The organism is Sorangium sp. So ce726 (genome assembly GCF_051521405.1).
In the GTDB taxonomy this organism is placed as follows: domain Bacteria; phylum Myxococcota_A; class Polyangia; order Polyangiales; family Polyangiaceae; genus Sorangium.
Genome location: NZ_CP150349.1, coordinates 9,332,961 through 9,353,265, shown reverse-complemented (window position 1 = coordinate 9,353,265; position 20,305 = coordinate 9,332,961). Strand labels below are relative to the sequence as shown.

Sequence of the window (20,305 nt, the reverse complement as noted above, 5' to 3'; positions counted from 1 at the left end):
CTGACATCGGCGGGAGTGTAGCGCCCCTCGCGGCGCTTTCGCCCCGCGCGGCGATCCCCGAGCGCTCCGTGGGCCCCAGAGCCCGTCCGCCCCGGCTCGCGGCGGCGGCTCTCGTCGACGCTTGCCGGTTCTCGTCAGTTCTCGTCAGTTCTCGTCGGTTCTCGTCGGTTCTCGTCCGATTCGGGCCCGCGGCCTGTCGCATCCCGACGACGCCGCCGGCGAGCCGCCGGTGCGAATCATGAAGGGGTCAAGGTGAGCGGCCCGACGATCTCGCGCCGCTTTGGCGGGCGCGAGAATGCCACGGGGTCCGCGGATCGAGGGAGAGACGCGGCATCTTGACGCGGCGAGGGGGCTGGCCATCCCCGCCGGGTGTGCCCGCTGGATCCCTCCGGCGAGCGGTGCTTAGCTCCGCCGTCCATGGGCCGGAACGACAGCAATTCCAGGCGAGTCGCGTCCGCGTCTCCGGCCGGCGGGCAGCCCTCGGGGGCGGTGGGGCAGCTCGGGCCCGCGCGCGGCCCCCTCCCGATCGCGGATGCGAGCGCCGGGATGCTGGTGCAGCACGTCGTGGTCCATCCAGCGGACGTCGTGTTCGTGAAGAGCATCGTCGAGGCGAGCGAGGGCGTCGCGCTCCTGTTCGCGGATCGCGGCGGAGAGCTCACGCTCGCCGCGCCGCTCGGTCGGGGCGACGAGTTCGCCGAGCTCCTGCTCGATCTGGAACGCGACGTCGGGGCGCGTCGCCGCGACGCGTTGCGCTGAGGGTGGCATGACGGAGCGCCGCGACCCGAGCTCGGTCGATCTCACCCAGGAGCCCTCGCTGGACGCTGCCGCTCACGACGGAGCGGCACAGGGCCTGCCCGCGCCGTCCGGCGCGTTGCTCGACCCGCGCATCCTCGCTGCCTGGCGGGAGTGGCTCGCCGCGCTCGCGACCGACGCCGAGGCCGCCATCGCCGCGGCCCACGTGTATGGGGAGCTCGGCCCCGAGGCGCGCGAGGCGTGGCTCGACGTCCTCGCGGAGGACGCGCCCAAGCTGCAGGTGCCTGCGGTGGCGATCTATGCGCCGCTCCTGTCGGTCGAGAGCGACGCCGGGCGTCGCGAGCGGATCGAGATCGCGATCGAGGGGGGCGAGCACGCTCCACGTCCGACGGGCGGCTTCGCGCTGCGCGGCGTCGCCGCGGGGGGCGATCGCGTGGTGGCGCTGGTGACGCCGCTCTACCTGCGCTTCGTGCGGGTGCTCTGGTGTCGCTATCTCCCCGAGGATGGAATCGCCTGGGCGCGGCACGACCCCATCGTCCGCGCAGAGGACGCCCCGGGTCCGGGGATCCTGCTCGACGGCGCGCAGCTCGAGGCCACGCCGATCAAGCTGGTCATCGAGGAGCTGTGCCATGCCGTCCTGGCGCAGCAGCGCAAGGGCGCCGAGCTGCCACCCTCACTGCAGCTCTGCGCCGATCTCTTCGACGCGCACCTGGAGGGCGATCCGCTGCCATGAGGCCGTTCGCGCCGGTCTGCACGCCGCTCTTGCTGCTCGCGATCGGCTGCGGTGGGGGCGGCGACGCCGTCCGGGAGCCAGCGGCGGCGCCGCCGGTCGCCGCGGCGGCCCCGGCGCCCGGCCCGGTGCGGAGCTTCTCGTACGAGACCCTCGACGGCCGCGAGCTCTCGACCGGGTCGCTCTCGGGCAGGTTCAGCGTGATCGGCTTCGTCGCGACCTACGATGTGGCGTCTCAGGCGGAGGCGCGGTTCCTCGCAGGGCTGTTCCGCGATCACACGCCGCGCATCAACGCGGCGCTCCTGGTCCTCGAGGCGAGCGAGAACCGGCCGCTCGTCGAGGCCTTCGTCGCGACCCTCAAGCTCCCGTACCCGGTGGCGCTCGCGGACGCCCCGACGATCGCCGGAGAGGGCCCCTTCGCCGGGCTGCACCACGTGCCGAGCGTCGTCATCCTGGACGCAGGGGGCCGAGAGGTATTCCGGCACGTGGGTCTCATCACCCAGGAAGCGCTCGAGGAGGTCCTCCGCAGTCTCGAGCGCGCGAGCGCGCGGCCCGCGCGGTAGGCCCGGCTGCGCGCCGCCCGCTGAACGTCGCGGCGCTGGGTGGAAGATCGCGTGTGGACGGACAATGGGGGCGGCGTCCGAGCGGCCATGGCGCGCGATGCCGAATGCCTGCTGAAGACGGCAATCCGAGGTCGCCTATCGCAATGGTGCGCAGCGCGCTGGACGGGCGTCCCCCGGCGGGAGGAGGAGCAGCAGCCCCCACTTCTTCGGCTGGCGCGCGCCCGTCTGGGCGATGATGGCGCGCATGGCGATCGACCACATCGGTTTTCCAGTCTCGGATTATGAGCGAAGCAAGGCCTTCTATCAGGCGGCCCTGGCCCCCCTCGGTTACGGGCTCGTGATGGAGATCACTCCCGAGATGACCGGGGGTGCGGGCAGCCACGCCGGCCTCGGGGCCGACGGGAAGCCGGACTTCTGGATCGGCACGGGAACTCCTCTGCAGGGGGGCTTGCATGTCGCCTTCGTCGCGAAGACGCGGGCCGACGTCGATGCGTTTTACCGGGCTGCGCTCGCTGCTGGAGGGGTCGACAACGGTCCGCCGGGGCTCCGGCCGCAGTACCACCCGGGCTACTACGGTGCGTTTGTGCGCGATCCTGACGGGCACAACGTCGAAGCGGTCTGTCACGGCGGGTGAGGGCTGACGGAGCGCGGCGAGCGCTCCTTTTCGGCGCTCGCCGCCCGCTCCTTCTCACCTTCAGCGACCGCCCTTTCTTGAAGGTCAGATCCTGCTGAGGAGCTCTGCCTTCTTCGCAGCGAACTCCTGCTCGGTGATGAACCCCTTTTGCCGCAGATCGGCGAGCCGCTCGATGGCAGCGAAGATATCCGCCTCCTGAGCAGGAGCGGAGCGGGGCGGGGCGGCGTTGGCCTGCACCGGAGCGGCGGCTGGCGCTGGAGCTTGCGCGGTCATCGGCGCCTGCTGCACGGCAAGGTCGCCGGAGATGATTGGCAAGCTCAGCACGCTCACCACGCCGTACTGGCTGGTGAACGTCACGGACGACCCCGACCCTTGCTGCTGCGACACACCGCCGATCTGGTGATCGAGCGTGTCATAGACGCTGACGCGCCCGTTGACCTCGACGGCCAGGCGCCGCGCGCCGGGGAAGTAGGCATATCGGACGTTGTTCTGCGACCCGCTGGAGCCCGGCACCCCGAGCTCCCCGGGCCACCAGCTGCCCGAGCTCCCTCCCGACCCCGGGACGAACAGGCTGACCGGCGATCCCCCAAAACCTCCACTGCCACCTTGCTGCTGCTGCTGACCGCCATGCGATGGATAGCTCGCAGGCGCTGGAACGAAAGGCTGGCTGGCCAGCAGACTGGACAGCTCGGAGCACAGGCCGTCCACCTTGGCCTTGAGACCGTTGTTGAACATGTCCCCGACCATGGTCATGCCGCCCTGCATCCACTGCCCTCCGCCGCCCAGCTCGGGGTGGTAGAACTGCGCCATCGTTCCATGGCCGTTCACGAGCGCCTGCAACAACGTCATCACCGCGTCGGTGCTGACGAAATAGCGCTGTGACAGGTCGGAAATTCTCTGCTGACCTTCGAGGGTGAGTTGCTGCATGGTGAGGCGCTCCGGGAGGAGCGCCCACCCTTGCACTGCGGTGCGTCGATCGCAATGCGGGCGAACGACGATGACGGCGATCAGCCAGCGAGCTTGCGGACGCTCGCGAGCTGGACACAGACCGCGACGACGTCCATGGCGACGCGGATCTGATCCAGCGGCGGCAGCGAGGGAGCGATCCGGATGTTGCGGTCGCGAGGATCGCGGCCGTACGGGTACGTCGCGCCGGCGCCGGTCAGCTTCACGCCCGCCTTGTTGGCCAGGCGCACCACCTCCTTCGCACAGCCGTCGAGGGTGTCGAGGCTGACGAAGTAGCCGCCGCGCGGCGAGGTCCAGCTGGCGATGCCCTTGCCGCCGAGCTCGCGCTCGAACGTGGTCGTCACCGCCTCGAACTTGGGCTGCATGAGCTCGGCGTGCCGCTGCATGTGGCTCAGCAGGCCCTTGTAGTCCTTGTAGAACCGCACGTGCCGCAGCTGGTTCACCTTGTCCGGACCGATGGTCTGGATGCCCAGGTGCTTCTTCGCGTCCGCCACGTTCGCGGGGCTGGACGCCATGGCGGCGACACCGGCGCCGGCGAACGAGATCTTCGACGTGGAGGCGAAGACGAACGGCCGGTTGGGGTGACCCGCGGACTGGCACGCCGGCACGATGTTCGCGAGCTGGTCACCCTCGGCGTAGAGGTCGTGGACCGCGTAGGCGTTGTCCCAGAAGAGGCGGAAATCCGGGGCCGCCGTCTTCATGCTGGCGAGCCGGCGCACGACCTCGGGGCTGTACGTGGTGCCCGTGGGATTGCTGTACTTCGGGACGCTCCACATGCCCTTGATGGCCGCGTCCTCGGCGACCAGCTTCTCGACCTGATCCATGTCCGGCCCGTCGTCGCGCAGGTCGACCGTGATCATCTCGATGCCGTGGTGCTCGCAGATCGCGAAGTGACGATCGTAGCCGGGGCTCGGGCACAGGAACTTCACCTTGGGCTGCTTCGCCCAGGGGCCGCTGCCGTCGGGCACGCCGTGGACGAGCGCGCGGACCACCGCGTCGTGCATCATCGTCAGGCTGCTGTTCCCGCCGATGATGACCTGCTCCGAGGGGACCTCGAGCATCTCGGCGAAGATGGCCTTCATCTCGGGCAGGCCGTCGAGGCCGCCGTAGTTGCGCGTATCCGAGCCGTCCGAGGCGACGAGGTCGCCCGCGCCGGGCAGCGCGAGCATGCCGTTCGCCAGGTCGAGCTGCTCGGACGACGGCTTGCCGCGCGTCATGTCGAGCTTGAGGCCGCGGGCTTCAAAGGCAGCGAAACGCGCCTCGAGCTCACGGGTGAGCGAGGCAAGAGCATCGGGAGACAACGAGCGCAGTTCGGTCATGGCGCGCGATATCTAGCAGAATTTCGCGCGTGCGTCGCGGCCGGACGGCGCGCGGGGGGGCGGGGCGGGGCGTCGATCGCGGAGAGGCGCGGAGAGTCCGAGGTGGCCGCCGGGCGCAGCTCGCCCGGCGGCGTCCGCCTCGTCCGCCTCACTCTGCGGCGATGGGCTCCACGCTGTTCGCCCCGTGGCTCACGTGGCGCACCTCGGGGTTGTTCTCGAAATACGCCTTGCCGGCCAGGCGCTTGACCAGCGGGCTGAAGCGCTCCGCGGCCTTGCCGCCGACGATGTCGCGGATCAGCGCGACGTCCTCGCGGGCCCGGGCGAGCGTCTCCGGATCCGTGAGGAACTCCTTTGCCGCCTTCGCCTTGGCCGGGACGGCCTTGACGGCGTCGCGGAGCGCGCCCGCCGCCGCCTTGGCCTTGCCCGCGGCGCGCTCGGCGGCCGTCTGCTTGATGAGCGGCGCCACCTCGTAGACCAGGTTGGCGGCCGAGCCGGCGACGCGGTGCGGCGCGTGGTGGAGCGGGCTCGCGTACTTCGGGTTCCTCGTGAGGAACGCGCGCACCTCGGCCTCCGTGACGCCCGCCTCCTCGTACGCGCGGGTGAGCTCCTGCTCGGCCAGGATGCGCGCCTTGAACATGTACATCTGGATGCGCGAGTAGAAGTTCGTCGCGCCGTCGCCGCTCGTCTCCACCGCGCAGAAGATCGTCCCGGGGTAGCGCGACGTGATCAGCGACTGGACGCCGTCGGAGACGCCCGACGAGGGCATGCAGCCGAACGGCTTCACGCTCACCGTCACGTGCGCCTTCGACTTCACGGCGTTCACGATGAGCTTGCCGACCTCCATGTGCCCCTCGCCGCCGCGGAGGTCGTTCGAGTAGTAGTCCTTCGCCACCTCCGCCACGAGCTCCATGTCCGGAAGGTGGTAGTCGAGCAGGCCGAGCGGCAGCGCAAACGCCTGGAAGCCGACGCGCAGCGCCCCCTCTGCGAGGCGCATCGTCGCGAGGCGCTTCGCCACGCCGAACTCGTCCAGGCCGGCGAGGCCGTAATTGCCCTCGTCGGCGCCGCGCAGGTCGCGCCGCTCGCGGGTGTCTCGGGCGCACTCCCAGATGTTGTAGAGGAGCCACGCCGTCGTGAGCTGGATGTCGTTCTCGCCGCCCTCGCTCTCGAGGAACCTCTGCAGGGCGTAGTTGCCGTCTCCCTCGGTCGTCATCGCCCAGAACTCGCCGATGATCGACGTCTTCGCCTTGGGCCGGAGCTTGTCGACCTTGACGCCCTCGAACTCCTTGCGCGCCTCGTAGAGCGCCCGGAACACGTTCGTCTGCTCGTAAAGAGCCTTGTAGAGGATGCGCTTCGCGCTCTCCATCGCGCGGTTCGTCGCGCCCGGCTCGACCTCGTAAGGCCGGATCCGGTAGCCGAGCGCGTTCAGCGTGTCGCCGCAGACGATGGCCTTGATGATCGCGATGAAGAAGGCGGGGTTCATCTCGAGCCCGACGTCGTCGCCCGTCGCCTGCGAGAGCCCACCGGTCTGCTGGAAGAGCATGACCCGGAAGCCGTCGAAGCCGGCGTCGCGGAGCGCCTTCCTGTACTCGGTGACGTACATGCCGAACCGACAGGGCCCGCACGCGCCGGCCGTCAGGAACACGTAGTTCTTGATGATGTCCTCGGTCGACATCCCCTGCTTGTCGCGCAGGTCGATGAGGTACTTCACGAGGCCGCCGACCGTGAAGTACGTCGGGTTGCACTGCCCGCGGTTGCCGAACTCCTTGCCCGTCTGCAGCCCCGCGTTGTCGCTCATCCCGAAGTAGTGGACGTTGTAGCCGAGGCCCTTCAGCGCGCCCTCGCACAGGAAGTCCTGCGCGGCGGTCAGGCCGCTGATGAGGAGCGTCACGTTGTCGCGCTCCTTCTTCGTCATCTTCGGCTTGAGCATGTTGTCGACCCACTGGCGCCGCTCGGACTTGAGCCCGAGCCGCTCCCGCTCGGCCTCCTCGAATGCCCTGAGCTCCGCCTCGATGTCGACGTCGGTCTTGGTGGATCGCGCCTCGCCCACCAGAGGAAGGCGCGTCTTCTGCGTGGTCGTCGTGCTCGTCGTGCTCGTATGTTGCATGGCGTGGCTTCCCTTCGCTTGGATGCTGGAAGGGGCGGCCCCGCCGTCCCCCCCTCGACCTTCGACGTGGTTCAGGCTTCCAGGGGGACGACGGTCCCGTCGGACTGCTTCTTCTTGAGCTGCACGAGGCCCGTCTTCGGCGCGTCGGGCGGTGAGACCGGCGCGACGTAGCTCCGGACCTTCTCGGCGAGCGCGGCGATCTCCCGCTCGAGCGCGGGATCCGTGATCTTGCGCGCCGCCTGCTGGTCGCGCTTCAGCTGGAGCAGCTCGAGCCGCTTCTCCTCGATGCGCTGGACCAGCTGCGCCTTCTTCTTCGCCGCGTCCTCGAGCGCCTCCTCGTGCAGCTTGAGGCTGTGCGCGTACGTCTTCACGCGGATCTTGATCGAGCCGCCCGGCTTGTTGGCGTCGATGTCGTGCAGCGCCGCGTACGGCGTCGCGCTCGAGCTCACGATGCTGTCGATGATCCCGTACGTCGGCGCGTCGTGGCCGCACTTGAAGCTCGAGAGATCGAGCAGGACGACGTTCGGGTGGCGGGCGGCGAACTTGGCCGCCCAGACCTTCTGCGCGCTGTTGGCGGAGTAGTTCTCCGGCCAGACGTCGTTGATGTCGAGCGGGTGCTGGCCGATCGCGATCTCGTCCTTGAAGTACCGCGCGAGGTACTCCATGTCGCGCGGGATGGACCGCACCGAGAGGATCGGATAGCCGAGCACCTGGAACTCCTCCGGGATGCCGTGGTTCAGGCCCGGGTCGGAGTGGTACGGCCGCCCGATCATCAGGATGGCGACCCGGTTCTCGGACTCGACCGTCTCGAGGATCGCCCGCCCCTTGTCCTGGAGGTCGCGCTCGAACTGCGAGAGCGCCCGCATCCCCTCGCGGTGCGCGTGATCGCTCTCGTCCTCGGTGATGCCGAGCCGCGGGCCCCAGGTCTCGAACATCCGGCGCGCCGTCAGCGTCATCTCGGAGAACGTGAGCGCGGGATCCAGGTACTCGATCCCGCGCGTCTTGAAGAAGTCGACCTCCTTCGTGAAGGCCGCCTTCATGACGTCCGGAACGCCCGCGACGATCGGGCAGCTCGTCTTGTCCATCACCCCTTCGCCGAAGCTCGGCACATGGGTGAGGATGGGGAAGAAGATGTAATGGAGCTTCTTCTCGTCCGTGTGGTGGTGGAAGAGCAGGTTGTGGACGTGGGCCTGCGCCACCTTGGACGGGAAGCACGGATCGATGGAGCCGTATTTGCCGCCCTCGACCCACATCTCCTCGCTCGTCGCGTCGCTGAAGACGACGTTCTGCTTGGGGATGCCGAGCGCCTCGAAGTAGGCGCGGTAATACGGGCCGGTCGAGTAGATGTTGAGGACGCGCGGGATGCCGATGCGGACGCGGCGGAGGCGCTCCCGCACCTCGATGCCGCTCCGCCGGAACGGGCGCGTCGTCTCCACCCGGCGGATGCCGAGGAAGCCCTTCTTGACGACCGTGTCCTTCACCGGCGCGCCCTCCTCCGGGAGCGGCGCCGTGTCGTAGAAGTGCCGGAAGGCGAGCTTCGACTCGTAGTCGACGAGGTTCGGGAACTGCTTCGCGATCTTCTTCCGCTCGGCGACGAGCGCGAGCATCGCCTGCTCGCTCTCGACCGTGCCCTTCTCGCACGAGAAGCCCGAGATGTAGCGGCTCGTCGTCCCGTCAGGCCGCTTCGTGTCGATGAAGGTCCGCTTGCACTCGTTCGGGCAGAAGTGGCAGACCGTCTCCTCGTCGTTCTTCGTCGTGTACTCGAGGGCGATCGCCGCATCGATCCCGATGAACGTCGACCGGCCCTTGCGCTTCACGACCCGGAGCGTCTCGAACGCCGCGCCGAGCGCGCCGGCCTCGCCGGTGTGCGGGTGGACGAACACCTCGGCGCCGGGGACGCGCTCCTTGATGTAATCGACCTGCGCCTTGACCGCCGCGAGGTTGTACTGCGTGCCGCCCTGCAGCACGTAGCGCGTGCCGAGCGCCGCGAGCCGCGGGATCTGCACGACGTACTGCCACACGTTCTTCGGCAGCACCTGGGCGAGGCCGGCGAGCAGCTCCTCCTTCGAGAAGCCCTCCTTCTGGAAGTTCACGCGGTCCGTGTCCAGGAAGACGGCGCAGCCGTAGCTGAACTTCGGCGCGAGCTCGGCGCCGAACGCCGTGTCGGCGTACTCGGTCACCTTCAGGCCGAACTGGTCGGCCATCGCCTGGAGCAACATGCCGTTGCCCGCAGAGCACGAGTTGGAGAGCCGGAAGTTCGCGATATCGCCGTTCTTCATGAACAGGACCTTGATGTCCTGTCCGCCGATATCGCAGATGACATCGACGTCGCCGAAGAACTTCACCGCGCTCATCATGTGGGCGACGGTCTCGACGATGTTGACGTCGGCCCGCATGCACTCCTGGAGCACGTCGGCCGCGTACCCGGTGCCGCCGAAGCCGAGCACCTCGAGCGTCGCGCCCTGATCGAGCACGTACTGCCGGAGCTGGGCGAGGAGCTCCTTCGCGTCCTGGATCGGGTTGCCCTTGGAGAGCTGGTAGGCCTTGCAGACGATGTTCCCGTCCTCGTCGATGAGCACCGCCTTCGACGAGGTGGAGCCGCCGTCGAGGCCGATGACCCCGCGCACCACCTGGCCGGGCGCGAGCTTCATCGGCGTGAACCTCGGGATGCTGTAGAGCTTCCGGAACTCGTCGACCTCGTTCCGGGTCTTCACGAGCGGCGGGCCCGCGCTCTCACCGAGCCGGGCCTTCCTGCCGTTCGTCATGTACTCGATGAGCCCCGACTTGCCGGCGTAGAGGCCGACCTCCGGCGCCTCCTTGAGCCCGTAGACGCACGCGCCGAACGCCGCGTAGTACTGCGCGTTCTCCGGGACGAAGATCGTCTCCTCGACCGGCTGGTCCTTCGGCCAGCTGTAGCCGCGCTCATCCCAGGTCTCGGGGATCCGCTTGCGCCAGCACTCCTGGAGGAAGGGGAGGTAGGTGTTGGGGCCGCCGAGCAGGATCACCTTGTGCTTCAGCGTCGAGCCGCGCGTCAGCACCGACAGGTTCTGGAGGACGATCGCGTCGGCGAGAGAGCAGAGGATCTCCGTCGAGGGGATACCGCTCTTCACGAGGTTCACGATGTCCGTCTCGGCGAAGACGCCGCACTTCGCGGCGACGTGGTGGAGCTTCGAGTCGTCGAAGTGGATCTTCACCACCTCCGTCGACGGGAGGCCCACCTTGATCATGCACTTGTCGATGGTGGCGCCCGTGCCGGAGGCGCACTTGTCGTTCATCGACGGCGCGGCGGTCTTGTCGCCGGTTTTCTCGTCCCGCTGGAAGATGATGATCTTGGCGTCCTGCCCGCCGAGCTCGATGACGCTGCCCACGTCCGGGTGCAGGTTCTCGACAGCGAGCGTGACCGCGTTGACCTCCTGGACGAACTTGGCGCCCAGGCCGGGGCAGAGGGGCGCGGCGCCGGAGCCCGTCATGAACACCCGCCAGCTGTCCCTCGGCGACGCGGGGAACGACGCCTCGATGGTCTCGAGGAGCTCGAGCACCTTCTCCGGCTGCTTCGTCTGATGCCGCTGGTAGTCGCTCCAGAGAATCTCGAGCGTCTGCGGATCGAGCACGACGGCCTTCACCGTCGTCGAGCCGACGTCGATGCCGACCACGACCGGTTCCTGGATCTGCCTTCCCATCGGGGCTCCTCCCACCGCCGTCGCCGGTCCCCAGCGTCCGACTGACTGGCTGGTCAGTCGTGATGGCTACAACGGGGTGCCCTGGAAATCAAGCAATCCGGTGCGTCTTGGTCGTCGTACGACGCCGTTTTTCGGCCATCTCGGGCCATCGCTGCGTCCAGGGTGCAAGGTTCCGACGCCGCGCTCGGTTGCGTTCGGTGGCGCTCGGTTGCGTCTGGTTGCGTCTGGTTGCGCGCGGTTCCCCTCGGCGTCCACGTGTCGTGCGCTGTCCCGCGAACTTTCCGGAACTTTTCAGGCGGCGGGCTGGCTCGACGCCGGAGGGGAGACATCGATCCCCAGATGGCGGGCCGGTGATGGTAAAGCGACCGGCCCATGGACAAGGCCGAGCGCCGCCAAGCGCTCCTCCGCGCGGCGCGTACCGTGTTCTCCGAGAAGGGGTATCACGAGGCGAAGGTCGATGACATCGTCGCGCTCGCGAAGGTCGCGAAGGGGACGTTCTACCTCTACTTCCCCGACAAGCGCTCGGTGTTCGGCGAGCTCGTGCGCGGCCTCTTCTCGCGGCTCGGCGGCGCCATCCTGCGCGTGGACCCGTCGGCCGACGTCGAGGCGCAGGTCAAGCACAACATCCGCGCGATCGTGGCCGTCCTGCTCGACGATCCGGCGCTGACGAGCATCCTCCTGTCGCACGCGGCCGGCCTCGACCCGGCGTTCGTCAAGGAGCTGCGGGCGTTCCGCCAGGAGGTGAAGCTCCTGCTGCAGCAGAGCCTCGCGGAGGGGCAGCGGCTCGGCGTCATCGAGCCGGGGGACACCGAGCTCTACGCGACGTTCACGATCGGCGCGCTGAAGGAGGTGCTGTTCGAGAACGCCCTCGAGGAGCAGGCCCGCCCGCGCGAGCGGATCGTCACGGCGCTCTACGATTTCCTGCGGCGCGGCTACCTCCGGATGGACCCCGCGGCCGGGCTCGCGGCGCGGGGCGCGGAGGCCGAGCGCCCCGCGCCCGCGACGGGGGGTTCCCCCGGCGAGGCGCCGGAGCGGGTGAGCCCGTCGCGCGGCCGGCGGGCCAGGTCGAGAGGCGACTGACCGGCGCGTCAGTCAGGGCGGGGACTACCCAGGTCAGTTCGGCAGCGTAAGGATCAGGCGCCGCGCACGACCACGTGCCGGATGAAATTGTGCAGCGTCCGTGTGCCGAGCTGATCCGGCGCGATGGGGGCGAGGAGCGCCGGGACGTCGCGGCCCTCGGCCTGCAGGATCTCGCGCCGCCACGCGATGTAGCCGGCGATGACGTCGTGGTCCATCTCGGGGTGGAACTGCACGCCATAGCAGGTGCTCGTGAAGCGGATGACCTGGTGGTCGTCGAGCTCGGTGAACGCGAGGCTCGTGGCGCCCTCGGGCAGCGTGCCGACCGTATCGACGTGGGTCGCGTGCGTCTCGAAGCTCGACGGCAGGCCGTCGAAGAGGGGGTCATCGGCGCGGCGCTGGACGCGGATCCTGCCGATCTCGCGGCCGCGCGGGTTCCGGACGACCTCGCCGCCGAGGGCCTGGGCGAGGATCTGGTGGCCGAAGCAGATGCCGAACGTCGGGGTGCCGGCGTGCACGACGCCGCGCAGCCACGCCTCGCAGCGGAGCATCCAGGGCTCGCGGTGGGGGACGTTGGCCGACGAGCCGGTGACGACGAAGGCGGCGGTCTCGGGGGCGCCGGGCGCGGGGAGCTCGTCCGTGCGGGCGTCGACGGTGGCGTATTCGCCGCTCCAGGCGGCGCCGATCGTCTGCTCGATCAGGTCCGCGAACTGGCCGCGTCGCTCGAGGACCGGGGGGACGGGCTCACCGGTCTTCACGATGACGATCTTCTTGCAATGTCGCACCCTTCCAACATAGCGCAGCGCCGCCGCCGGGCGAGGGCGGGGCTTGGCAGCGCGGGGCCGGAGCGCGAAGATGCGCCCCGATGTCCGCATACGTCGTGTCTCGCCCCGTCTGGCGGCGGTTTCGCCCGCGTTTCCTGAGCCGCGCAGCTGCGCACGTGAGGGCCGGCGGGCACGCGGCCATCGTGCTGCCGGACGAACGGGTCGACCTCCTGCTCTCCATCGGCGAGGACGGGAAGCTCACGGAGCTCGGGCTGTGGTCGCTGCTGTCGATCGAGCAGCAGCGCTTTCGCCGCGTGAGCGAGGGGCCGGCCAAGGGGCTCGCGACGGCGCGGGTGAAGCGGCAGTACGAGGGCTCGGTCCTCGACTGGTGCGAGCGCGACAGCACGCACCCGGGGGCGATCCGCGAGGTGGCGCTCGACTGCCTGGCGTGTGGCGCCTGCTGCCACGACGCCAACGTGCTGCTCGACGAGGTGGACCTCGCGCGCTTCCGGGGGGCCGGGCGCGGCGACCTCACGGGGCGCACCTACGTGCGGCGGGCGCGGGACGGGAAGATCACGCTGCGCTTCGCGGCGAGCGGGCGGTGCCAGCACCTCTGCGAGGACCGGCGCTGCGCCATCTACGAGATCAGGCCGGACAACTGCCGCGCGTTCGTCGTGGGGAGCGAGGCGTGCCTGTCGGCGCGCGAGGAGACGCTCGGGATACGGGACGGGGCGCCGGTGGAGCGGTGAGCGGCGGGCTCGCCGCGGGGCCCGCGGTCACGTGACGGCGGGGCGCGGCGGGGCGAGCGTCGCACGCCTTCAAAACAGGAGCCGGACGCTTCCGCCGAGCGGACCGAGCTGCAGCTCCGCCTGGGTTGTGGTGCGATCGAGCTTGATTTGACCCGTGATCCAGAGCGGTACACCCGTGAGCGCCATCGCGCCTCCGACGCTCATGAGCACGGTGGGAAAGACCCATGCGCGAGACGCGCAACCGCAGGAATCGTCGCCGCTCGGTCGGGTGAGGAAGAACATGCCTGCTCCGACGGAGCCGAGGACCAGGCCGCCCACGGAGAGGCCGGTGCCCACGTCGCGCTGGGTGGTGCTGACGGTGGGCGCTGGCGCCGTTGGCTCGGCGTGCGCGTTGCCCACGAGCAACAAGGTCACCCCGAACGCGGCGAAACGCATGCCAGCGAGGATCCCTGGTCGCGGCGCGCCCGTCAAGACGAGGAGAGGTTTCTCGATCGGTCGCGGAGGTGGCGCCGCGGACGCGCAATGCCCTGGGCCGGGCGCTCACGTCCGAACGCTCGTGAGCTGGCCCGCGACCGCGGCCTCATGGAATGCCGAGAGGTCGTGAAGGGCGGCCGCCGGGTCCGGCAGGCCGTGGGTGGCCAGCCAGGCAACGCCTTCCTCGAGGCTGGCGAAGACACAATGTGGAAACTGCTGGCGTCCCAGGGCGTTGAGCCCCGTGACGATGCTGCGCACGACAGACGCGCGAAAGCCCGACCCGATGTGAATCACCGCCGAGTGGGACACGATGCCATCCACCGAACACAACATCCCGGCGAGAGCGCTGCGGCTGCGCGTGTCGGGTACGATGGCTTCGGGGGTCACGATCTGGAGCAGCCACACCTTGCGGGACGGGGATTTGCTCTGCGCCGCCACGATCGCTGACTTCAGGGAGGCGGCGTGGTGCGGGTGGGTCGTCCTCATCCAGACCGCGGTGGCCAGGGAGCTCCAATAGCCTACCGCAACATCCGCCGACGCCTCGACGAGCTGATACCTCGCGCGCAGCTGGTGCGGCTCCTCCGCTTGCATGAGCGATTGCCGCGGTGCGTCGCTGAGAGGTCCCCGTGATCTGTTCACTCCGCTCGATCCTACGCGAACCTGGCGAAGATCACGGAGAAGAGTGGCGTCGAGCAGGTCGAACGCGCGCTGGGCAGCCCGGGCGTCTGGTGACCAGGAGCTCTACGCCTTCGACATCGCGCATCTCCAAGGTGTCGCGACGCAAATTGCCGAGGAGCCGACGTGCTTCGGAGTCTGGAGCAGGGCTGGAGTAGGAGAGAAGAGAGGGGGTAGGCGGCTGTCCGACCGACGTTATCGGTTGGATGACTGCTTTGCCCAGATCGGCACCCCGGGACGGCTCCACGGCGTGATCAGGCCGCACGAGCTCGCCTGTCAGGATGCATCACCGCCGGCCGGACGCGACGAGGTCCGGCGTCGCGCGCGCCGCCCAACACGGCCGGTTGCACGCAACGGGTTGCTCGAAGAAGCAAGCCGCTCGCGGGCCGAGCGGGGCCAGCGCACGCGCCGGCCCGGCGAGGCGCGGCGCCATGTACCGGCATGGCGCGTGCTCATGGTCGGGGCGCTCTCAGGTCACCTACGAATTACCTTGTGCACGGAGCCCTGCCTCATGCGCGGAGCCCTCTCTGGACCCTCCGTCGTGAGGGCTCGCCGCTCGACGGGTGAGTCGGGGACGTCCGGAGCGCCAGCGTCATCACAGGATCAAACGAAAGGGGAACAGCATGGCTCGCAAGATCATCACAGCGATCACCGGTATGTCGTTGTTCGTCGGGGTGGCGATGGCGCACGCATCGACGCCCGCCGCGCCGAACCTGAAGGCCGGCGCCGTACCTCACCCGGACGCGCGCGCAGCGACCTCCGTCCTGGCGGCGTGCTCCGGGATGCCCGTGGCCAACGTGAACATCACGACGAATATCGGCATCGCGGGGATCGCGATCAACACCTCGGGGACCGTCACCCAGTCGGCGATCGCCCAGGCAGGCGGCGTCGGCAACTTCGGCCTCTCAGCGGCCAACGGGTACGGCGGCCGCGGCCTGGGCGGACGCGGCGGCTTCGGGCGTGGAGGCTGGCGGAGGGTCGCGATGAACGAAGCGCCCGATCCCGATCGGGCGGACATCCTCTTCGACAACTAGCCCTATTGAAGTGCAGGGGTTTCCCAGGGAATCCAGGTGTCGGTGTCGATCGTGTACTTGGAGCGCAGAATGTCCGTGTCGACGTCCTCCTTACCAAGGAGATACCTGTCGACGTACGCTTCGAGGTCGGGCGTGAAGCCGTTGTGCCAGACGCAGTGATTGGTGTTCTCCTCCGATGCGCCCATCCGGAACGGGACCCCGAGGGCCGTCCAGATTTCGCGTGCCGCAAGCGCGTCGACCCGGGCCGCTTCGGCCCCCATCCGCGCGATCGCGGTGCTCTCGATCGCCAGCAGGGCGCGAGGGGCCACCATGGCCATCAGCTCATGGTGATCATAGGGGAGCTTACCGGGCGCATTGTTGAACTGCATGAGGGCCGCCGCGTACCAGGGCGCTCCCTGCGCGTGCAGCAGGTTCTCTACCTCGGTTTTATCACGCTTTTCGAGCATGTCGGAGTAGCGCCACGAGATCGTCCCCCCGCCTCCGGACTCATGGGGGATGGTGAGCGCGATGCGCTCATCGAAGGCACCGGAATAGAGGGCTATCTTGCCCTGAAACGAACAGCCGGACACCGCGATGTGCTTGGTGTCGATGTTGGCCTCGGGGAGCATCTCCAGCGCATCGATGATGCGGCTGATCCCCCAGGCCCAGCGGATCATGGATCCCGCGGTGGTGCCCGGGTAAAGCTTGTAGAAGTTTCCGTCGGTCCGCGAGCCGCCGGAGAAGCCGTTCGACATCAGCTGGTCGGAGTTGAACGTGATCGTGGCGATGCCTCGGCTGCTGAAGACCTGGGCAGGAAGGCTGCCTGTCGGCGAGTTGACGCCGATGATCGCAGGGATCGGGCCGCTCGGCGCGCCCGCGGGCCGGTTGATGGGGGCGGTGATGGTGAACGAATTGCCCCCCTCGCCCACCTTGATGCTGAGCGTGTTGCCGCTGAGGCTCGCCTCGAACGTGCTCGGCTTGCCCGGCTTTTCCCCGGCCCCGTACTTCTCGAGCTCGGCCTTGATCTCGGCGCGCCGGCAGCGCCAGTCCGAAACTGAGCTGATGCGATCCCCGTCCGCCATCTCGAATGGATCGGGCAGGTGCGAGATCGACTTCAGCTCGCTGAACGCAGGCAGCGGCGGTTTGGGGCAGTCTGCGCCGGTGTCCTCCACGTCATAGACGAGCGGCGGCGGGCCGCTGCTCTGGCCCCCCGTTGAGGTGGTGCTCGTGCTGCTGGACCCGTCCATCCCACCGGTGCCAGCGGCCACGCTCCCTGTCGAAGAGCCGCTGCTCACCGCCGAGGTTCCTCCGCTGGCTCCGCTGCTGACGCTGGTGCTGGCGCTGGCTCCGCCGCTTCCGGGCTCGACGGCGGACCCGCCGCTTCCCGCAGGGTCAGGGCCCGTTCCGCTCTCGGAGCTGCAGCCGATGAGTCCAAAAAGGATGAGCAAACTTGCGGATGTGGTCAGATCAGCGCGCATAGGTCCTCGCTTGTACGTTACAGAAAAGACGGCGGCAGAGCGGTGGGGACGCGTTATTCTGCTACCAGTGTCGTGCTGGCCTCGGTCAAACCATTCGACTTCGCGCTCACGACGATCTGCCCTTTCTGTCCAGCCTTGGCTCGAACAATCGCGAGTGCCAGCCCATTGAACGCCTTGCGATCCTTCGACGGAAATGCGGTCATATCGGTCGGATCGCCGTTGTCCGTCGCCACGATCTCGCCCGGTCCACTCACCTCGAAATGGATCGAGTTCATCGCACGAGGGGCCGTTCGATCATCGTCATCTGCCACCGCGACCGTCACGAACGAGAGATCTCTCCCATCCCCCGCGATGGTGGACCTGTCAGGCGTCAGGAGGAGCTTTTTGGCGGTTCCGGCGGTCTTCACCGAAGCCGTCGCCCATTCCATTCCGGACTTGTAAGCAACGACGGCCAGCTCACCCGCCTCGTACCTCACGTCATCCCAGCGGAGGCGGTACTCGAGCTGCGCCCTCCGCTTGCGTCCGAGCGACTGGCCATTGAGGAAGAGCTCCGCCTCGTCCCCTGAGGTGTACACATGGACTGGCGTGACCTGGCCTGTCCGCTCCGGCCATGTCCAATGCGGCAGGATATGAGCCATGGGATGATCGGGCCGCCAATAGGCTTGATAGAGGTAGAACCGATCCTTCTTGAATCCCGCCAGATCGATGATCCCGAAGTAGGAGCTCCGCGAGGAGTCAAAGGGCGTCGGCTCTCCCAGGTAGTCGAAGCCAGACCAGACGAACTCTCCGCCCACGAAAGAGTACCTGTCCTGTGACGCGAATTCCTTGTCGGGAGAATAGGCCCAGGACGCAAAGTACAGATCGTAGGAGCTGACCTGTCGATTAGGACTGTCTTGGCCCGCGGTGTCCGACGCCGGAACGCCAGCGCCAGAGGCGACAGGGAACGTATAGACACCTCTGCTGCTCAGGGTGGCCGTGGTTTCGGTGCCCACGATGAACTTGTCCGGGAAGCTGGAATGAAATACAGGGTATTGTGCAGGCCCGCTGCGAACCCCGGTCCCCTGGTAGTTCAGGCCCACGGCGTCGATCGGCCCAGGAAATGGACCGTCGGCCTTGGCGGAGTTCATCCCGCTCACCGTCGGGCGCGTTGGATCCTCTTCATGACAGATCTCCGTGAGCTCCTTGGCGATCGCGGCGCCTTCCGCGCCACCGCCCTGTTCACCGACCTCGTTGCCGATGCTCCACATCACCACCGAAGGGTGATTGCGATCCCTTCGCAGCAGGGCCCGCAGATCCTGCTCATGCCAATCCGGGAATATCAGGTGAAAATCCAGAGCGGCTTTTTCGCGCACCCATACATCGAACGCCTCGTCCATGACGAGGAAGCCCATCTTGTCGGCAAGCTCAAGGAGCTCCGGTGTTGGTGGGTTGTGCGCCGTCCGGATGGCGTTTGACCCCATCTCCGCCAGCATCTCCAGTTGCCGTTCCAGCGCGCGGACATTCACGGCGGCCCCCAGGGCGCCCAGATCATGATGATTGTTCACTCCGTTCAGCTTGATGTGCTCGCCGTTCAGAAAGAAGCCCGCGTTGGGGTCGAACTTGATCGTGCGGACACCGAACGGCGTCTCATAGACATCGACGGTCTCGCCTCCCTGCTGCACGGTCGTCACCGCCACATATCGGTTGGGCTTCTGATGAGCGCCGGTTCCCCATAGCTTCGGGCTGGCGATCGCGCCCTCGGTGTCGGCCGTGGCGCTCGCGCCGGCGGGGATCTTCAGATCCACGGGCGCGATGGATGCCACGGCGACGCCCGACCTGCGACCGTCTGCGTCGAGCTCGAAGATCGCTGTCGCCACGCTCACGCTGGCATCCTGCTTCGAGTCATTGTCGACGGTCAGCTTCAGGTCGACGGTCGCCGATGTCTCGGAGACCTCCGGCGTGGTGATGTAGGTGCCCCATTGCGCTACATGCACGGGCTCGGTCTTCACGAGCCATACGTTCCGATAGATGCCTGCCCCCGGATACCAGCGGGAGGATCCCGATTGCCAGTTGGAGTCTTTGGGGACTGGATTGTCGATCCGGATCGCCAGGACATTGTCTTCGCCGGGCTTCACGTAGGGCGTCAGGTCAAGGCGATAGGAGGCATATCCGTAGGGCCACCCGCCCACGAATTGGCCATTCAGCCAGACCATGCTGTACGACATGGCGCCGTCGATATCGAGAAATATAGACTTGCCGGCGTCGCTCGCTGGCAGGGTCAGGTTCTTCCGGTACCACGCGACTCCCGGAGAAGGCAGGCGTCCCATGCTGCCGCTGACGCTCGTGGTGAATGGGCCTTCGATGGCGTAGTCGTGCGGCAGGTTTACTGTCTTCCATGAGCTGTCGTCATAGCTCGCGGTGACGTAGGTCACGCCGTCCCCAAGATTGCCGTTCGGGCGCGCCGCCCTCTCCGCCGGGTCTTTGAGGAAATCATTCCCGCTGGGCAGCACCCAGGATTTCACGGCAGGTGTCGAGTAAGCGAGGTCTGTCGTGTTCCCTGGCGGATCACCCTTGGTAAAACGCCAATCATCGTCGATCAGCAATCGCGTCCGCGGTCGAGCACCTTCGCCGGGATCCTCCGGTCCCCCGCCGTTTCCGGAGCTCCCGCCGTTGCCGGCTGAGCCAGGGGTCGCTCCGCCGTTGCCGGCTGAGCCAGCGGTCGCCCCGCCGTTGCCGGCCGAGCCAGCGGTCGCCCCGCCGTTGCCGTCGTATTTGCCGCCGGCGCCAGCCTCACCGCCGCTGGAATCATTGCTGCAACCAAGGTTGCTATTGGCCAGGGCTGCGAGCCCAACCGCGAGCAACGTGATCGACCTTGAACTCATGACTATCTCCGTGGGTTTCCTGGATCACCGCCCGCTCGAGGTCGTCGTTGCTCGTTGCCATGGGAATAACGAGGCGAACTCCAGGGAGTGCCGCCTTGCGGCGGGCGTGACATCGCCTATCTGCCCCCGCCGGGCTGGAGCGCACCCGCCCCACGGCAGCGGGCCGCAGGGGAGGGAAGAGAAGAACGCGAGCGCCAGTGGAGCGTCCGCCAAGCAGTAGCGGCTGGCCCTCGAACCGGCTCACGAGGAGAGCGAATAGCGCCAGGATGAAATGTTGCCGTCGGAGCGTGGGCCTGCTCGCCGCGACGTGGCATGCCTCGCTGCGACTCCCGGAGCAAAGCGCTATCACCGCGGGTTTCGCTGTCGCGGTGAGCCGATCCGAGGGCGAGCCGCTACTGCCTGACGAGCGCGCCGCTGGCTCGTCTCGTCACGTAGGGCCGCGCAGGCAGGCGAGCTCTTGATGAA

16 protein-coding genes are annotated in these 20,305 nt (G+C 68.1%); 7 read left to right on the top strand and 9 right to left on the bottom strand.

Annotated elements, in window-relative coordinates; genetic code table 11:
* Positions 1–417: 417 nt before the first annotated feature.
* The 4 genes from WME79_RS34725 to WME79_RS34710 all read left to right on the top strand — a co-directional run bounded on the left by WME79_RS34725 (position 418) and on the right by WME79_RS34710 (position 2,680).
* Positions 418–756, top strand: coding sequence for a hypothetical protein (locus tag WME79_RS34725; RefSeq protein ID WP_437523682.1), 339 nt, complete (start codon positions 418–420; stop codon positions 754–756).
* A 7-nt stretch (positions 757–763) separates the two neighbouring features.
* On the top strand, positions 764–1,486 hold the full coding sequence (locus WME79_RS34720; protein WP_437523679.1) for a hypothetical protein: 723 nt from the start codon (positions 764–766) through the stop codon (positions 1,484–1,486).
* Positions 1,483–2,046: a TlpA family protein disulfide reductase gene (locus WME79_RS34715; protein ID WP_437523676.1), complete on the top strand. Its 564-nt coding sequence runs from the start codon at positions 1,483–1,485 to the stop codon at positions 2,044–2,046. Before WME79_RS34720 ends, WME79_RS34715 begins: the two co-directional genes overlap by 4 nt.
* A 244-nt stretch (positions 2,047–2,290) precedes the next feature.
* Positions 2,291–2,680, top strand: a complete 390-nt coding sequence (locus WME79_RS34710; protein ID WP_437523673.1) for a VOC family protein — start codon at positions 2,291–2,293, stop codon at positions 2,678–2,680.
* An 84-nt stretch (positions 2,681–2,764) separates the two neighbouring features.
* Here the strand turns inward: WME79_RS34710 and WME79_RS34705 are convergent, their stop codons facing one another.
* The 4 genes from WME79_RS34705 to WME79_RS34690 form a co-directional block, all read right to left on the bottom strand.
* Positions 2,765–3,607 carry an SHOCT domain-containing protein gene (locus tag WME79_RS34705; RefSeq protein ID WP_437523670.1) on the bottom strand — a complete coding sequence of 281 codons (843 nt, stop codon included), beginning with the start codon at positions 3,605–3,607 and terminating at the stop codon, positions 2,765–2,767.
* Positions 3,608–3,687: 80 nt separating this feature from the next.
* On the bottom strand, positions 3,688–4,965 hold the full coding sequence (locus WME79_RS34700; RefSeq protein WP_437523667.1) for an aminotransferase class I/II-fold pyridoxal phosphate-dependent enzyme: 1,278 nt from the start codon (positions 4,963–4,965) through the stop codon (positions 3,688–3,690).
* Positions 4,966–5,113: 148 nt separating this feature from the next.
* Positions 5,114–7,069: a 2-hydroxyglutaryl-CoA dehydratase gene (locus WME79_RS34695; RefSeq protein ID WP_437523664.1), complete on the bottom strand. Its 1,956-nt coding sequence runs from the start codon at positions 7,067–7,069 to the stop codon at positions 5,114–5,116.
* Between the two features lie 71 nt (positions 7,070–7,140).
* Complete coding sequence (locus WME79_RS34690; protein WP_437523661.1) at positions 7,141–10,749, bottom strand: BadF/BadG/BcrA/BcrD ATPase family protein; 3,609 nt, start codon at positions 10,747–10,749, stop codon at positions 7,141–7,143.
* Positions 10,750–11,121: 372 nt separating this feature from the next.
* Here WME79_RS34690 and WME79_RS34685 point away from each other — a divergent pair, with 372 nt between their 5' ends.
* Entirely contained in the window at positions 11,122–11,829 is a 708-nt protein-coding gene (locus tag WME79_RS34685) for a TetR/AcrR family transcriptional regulator (protein WP_437523659.1), read from the top strand.
* 53 nt (positions 11,830–11,882) lie between these two features.
* On the opposite strand, the gene WME79_RS34680 is transcribed toward WME79_RS34685, so the two are convergent.
* Positions 11,883–12,611, bottom strand: coding sequence for a glutamine amidotransferase (locus WME79_RS34680; RefSeq protein ID WP_437523656.1), 729 nt, complete (start codon positions 12,609–12,611; stop codon positions 11,883–11,885).
* Between the two features lie 80 nt (positions 12,612–12,691).
* Between WME79_RS34680 and WME79_RS34675 the strand changes: the two genes are divergently transcribed.
* A complete protein-coding gene (locus tag WME79_RS34675) occupies positions 12,692–13,339 on the top strand; it encodes a YkgJ family cysteine cluster protein (RefSeq protein ID WP_437523654.1) in 648 nt (215 codons plus the stop codon).
* A 69-nt stretch (positions 13,340–13,408) separates the two neighbouring features.
* Here WME79_RS34675 and WME79_RS34670 read toward each other — a convergent pair whose 3' ends face one another.
* Positions 13,409–13,774, bottom strand: coding sequence for a hypothetical protein (locus tag WME79_RS34670; RefSeq protein WP_437523651.1), 366 nt, complete (start codon positions 13,772–13,774; stop codon positions 13,409–13,411).
* A 105-nt stretch (positions 13,775–13,879) separates the two neighbouring features.
* Positions 13,880–14,404, bottom strand: a complete 525-nt coding sequence (locus tag WME79_RS34665; protein ID WP_437523650.1) for a hypothetical protein — start codon at positions 14,402–14,404, stop codon at positions 13,880–13,882.
* A 707-nt stretch (positions 14,405–15,111) separates the two neighbouring features.
* On the opposite strand from WME79_RS34665, the gene WME79_RS34660 reads away from it, so the two are divergent.
* A complete protein-coding gene (locus WME79_RS34660; protein WP_437523647.1) occupies positions 15,112–15,522 on the top strand; it encodes a hypothetical protein in 411 nt (136 codons plus the stop codon).
* A 2-nt stretch (positions 15,523–15,524) separates the two neighbouring features.
* Here WME79_RS34660 and WME79_RS34655 read toward each other — a convergent pair whose 3' ends face one another.
* Both WME79_RS34655 and galB read right to left on the bottom strand, forming a co-directional pair.
* Positions 15,525–16,769: a glucuronyl esterase domain-containing protein gene (locus WME79_RS34655; RefSeq protein WP_437523644.1), complete on the bottom strand. Its 1,245-nt coding sequence runs from the start codon at positions 16,767–16,769 to the stop codon at positions 15,525–15,527.
* A gap of 263 nt (positions 16,770–17,032) precedes the next feature.
* On the bottom strand, positions 17,033–19,840 hold the full coding sequence (gene galB, locus WME79_RS34650) for a beta-galactosidase GalB (RefSeq protein WP_437523642.1): 2,808 nt from the start codon (positions 19,838–19,840) through the stop codon (positions 17,033–17,035).
* Positions 19,841–20,305: the final 465 nt, after the last annotated feature.

Excerpts from the sequence above, each read along its gene's own strand:
- WME79_RS34685 (WP_437523659.1), top strand. The coding sequence starts at position 11,122 with ATGGACAAGGCCGAGCGCCGCCAAGCGCTCCTCCGCGCGGCGCGTACC.
- WME79_RS34705 (WP_437523670.1), bottom strand. The coding sequence starts at position 3,607 with ATGCAGCAACTCACCCTCGAAGGTCAGCAGAGAATTTCCGACCTGTCA.
- WME79_RS34720 (WP_437523679.1), top strand. The coding sequence starts at position 764 with ATGACGGAGCGCCGCGACCCGAGCTCGGTCGATCTCACCCAGGAGCCC.
- WME79_RS34710 (WP_437523673.1), top strand. The coding sequence starts at position 2,291 with ATGGCGATCGACCACATCGGTTTTCCAGTCTCGGATTATGAGCGAAGC.
- WME79_RS34660 (WP_437523647.1), top strand. The coding sequence starts at position 15,112 with ATGGCTCGCAAGATCATCACAGCGATCACCGGTATGTCGTTGTTCGTC.
- WME79_RS34695 (WP_437523664.1), bottom strand. The coding sequence starts at position 7,069 with ATGCAACATACGAGCACGACGAGCACGACGACCACGCAGAAGACGCGC.
- WME79_RS34690 (WP_437523661.1), bottom strand. The coding sequence starts at position 10,749 with ATGGGAAGGCAGATCCAGGAACCGGTCGTGGTCGGCATCGACGTCGGC.
- WME79_RS34675 (WP_437523654.1), top strand. The coding sequence starts at position 12,692 with ATGTCCGCATACGTCGTGTCTCGCCCCGTCTGGCGGCGGTTTCGCCCG.
- WME79_RS34700 (WP_437523667.1), bottom strand. The coding sequence starts at position 4,965 with ATGACCGAACTGCGCTCGTTGTCTCCCGATGCTCTTGCCTCGCTCACC.
- galB (WP_437523642.1), bottom strand. The coding sequence starts at position 19,840 with ATGAGTTCAAGGTCGATCACGTTGCTCGCGGTTGGGCTCGCAGCCCTG.
- WME79_RS34715 (WP_437523676.1), top strand. The coding sequence starts at position 1,483 with ATGAGGCCGTTCGCGCCGGTCTGCACGCCGCTCTTGCTGCTCGCGATC.
- WME79_RS34665 (WP_437523650.1), bottom strand. The coding sequence starts at position 14,404 with ATGCAAGCGGAGGAGCCGCACCAGCTGCGCGCGAGGTATCAGCTCGTC.
- WME79_RS34725 (WP_437523682.1), top strand. The coding sequence starts at position 418 with ATGGGCCGGAACGACAGCAATTCCAGGCGAGTCGCGTCCGCGTCTCCG.
- WME79_RS34670 (WP_437523651.1), bottom strand. The coding sequence starts at position 13,774 with ATGCGTTTCGCCGCGTTCGGGGTGACCTTGTTGCTCGTGGGCAACGCG.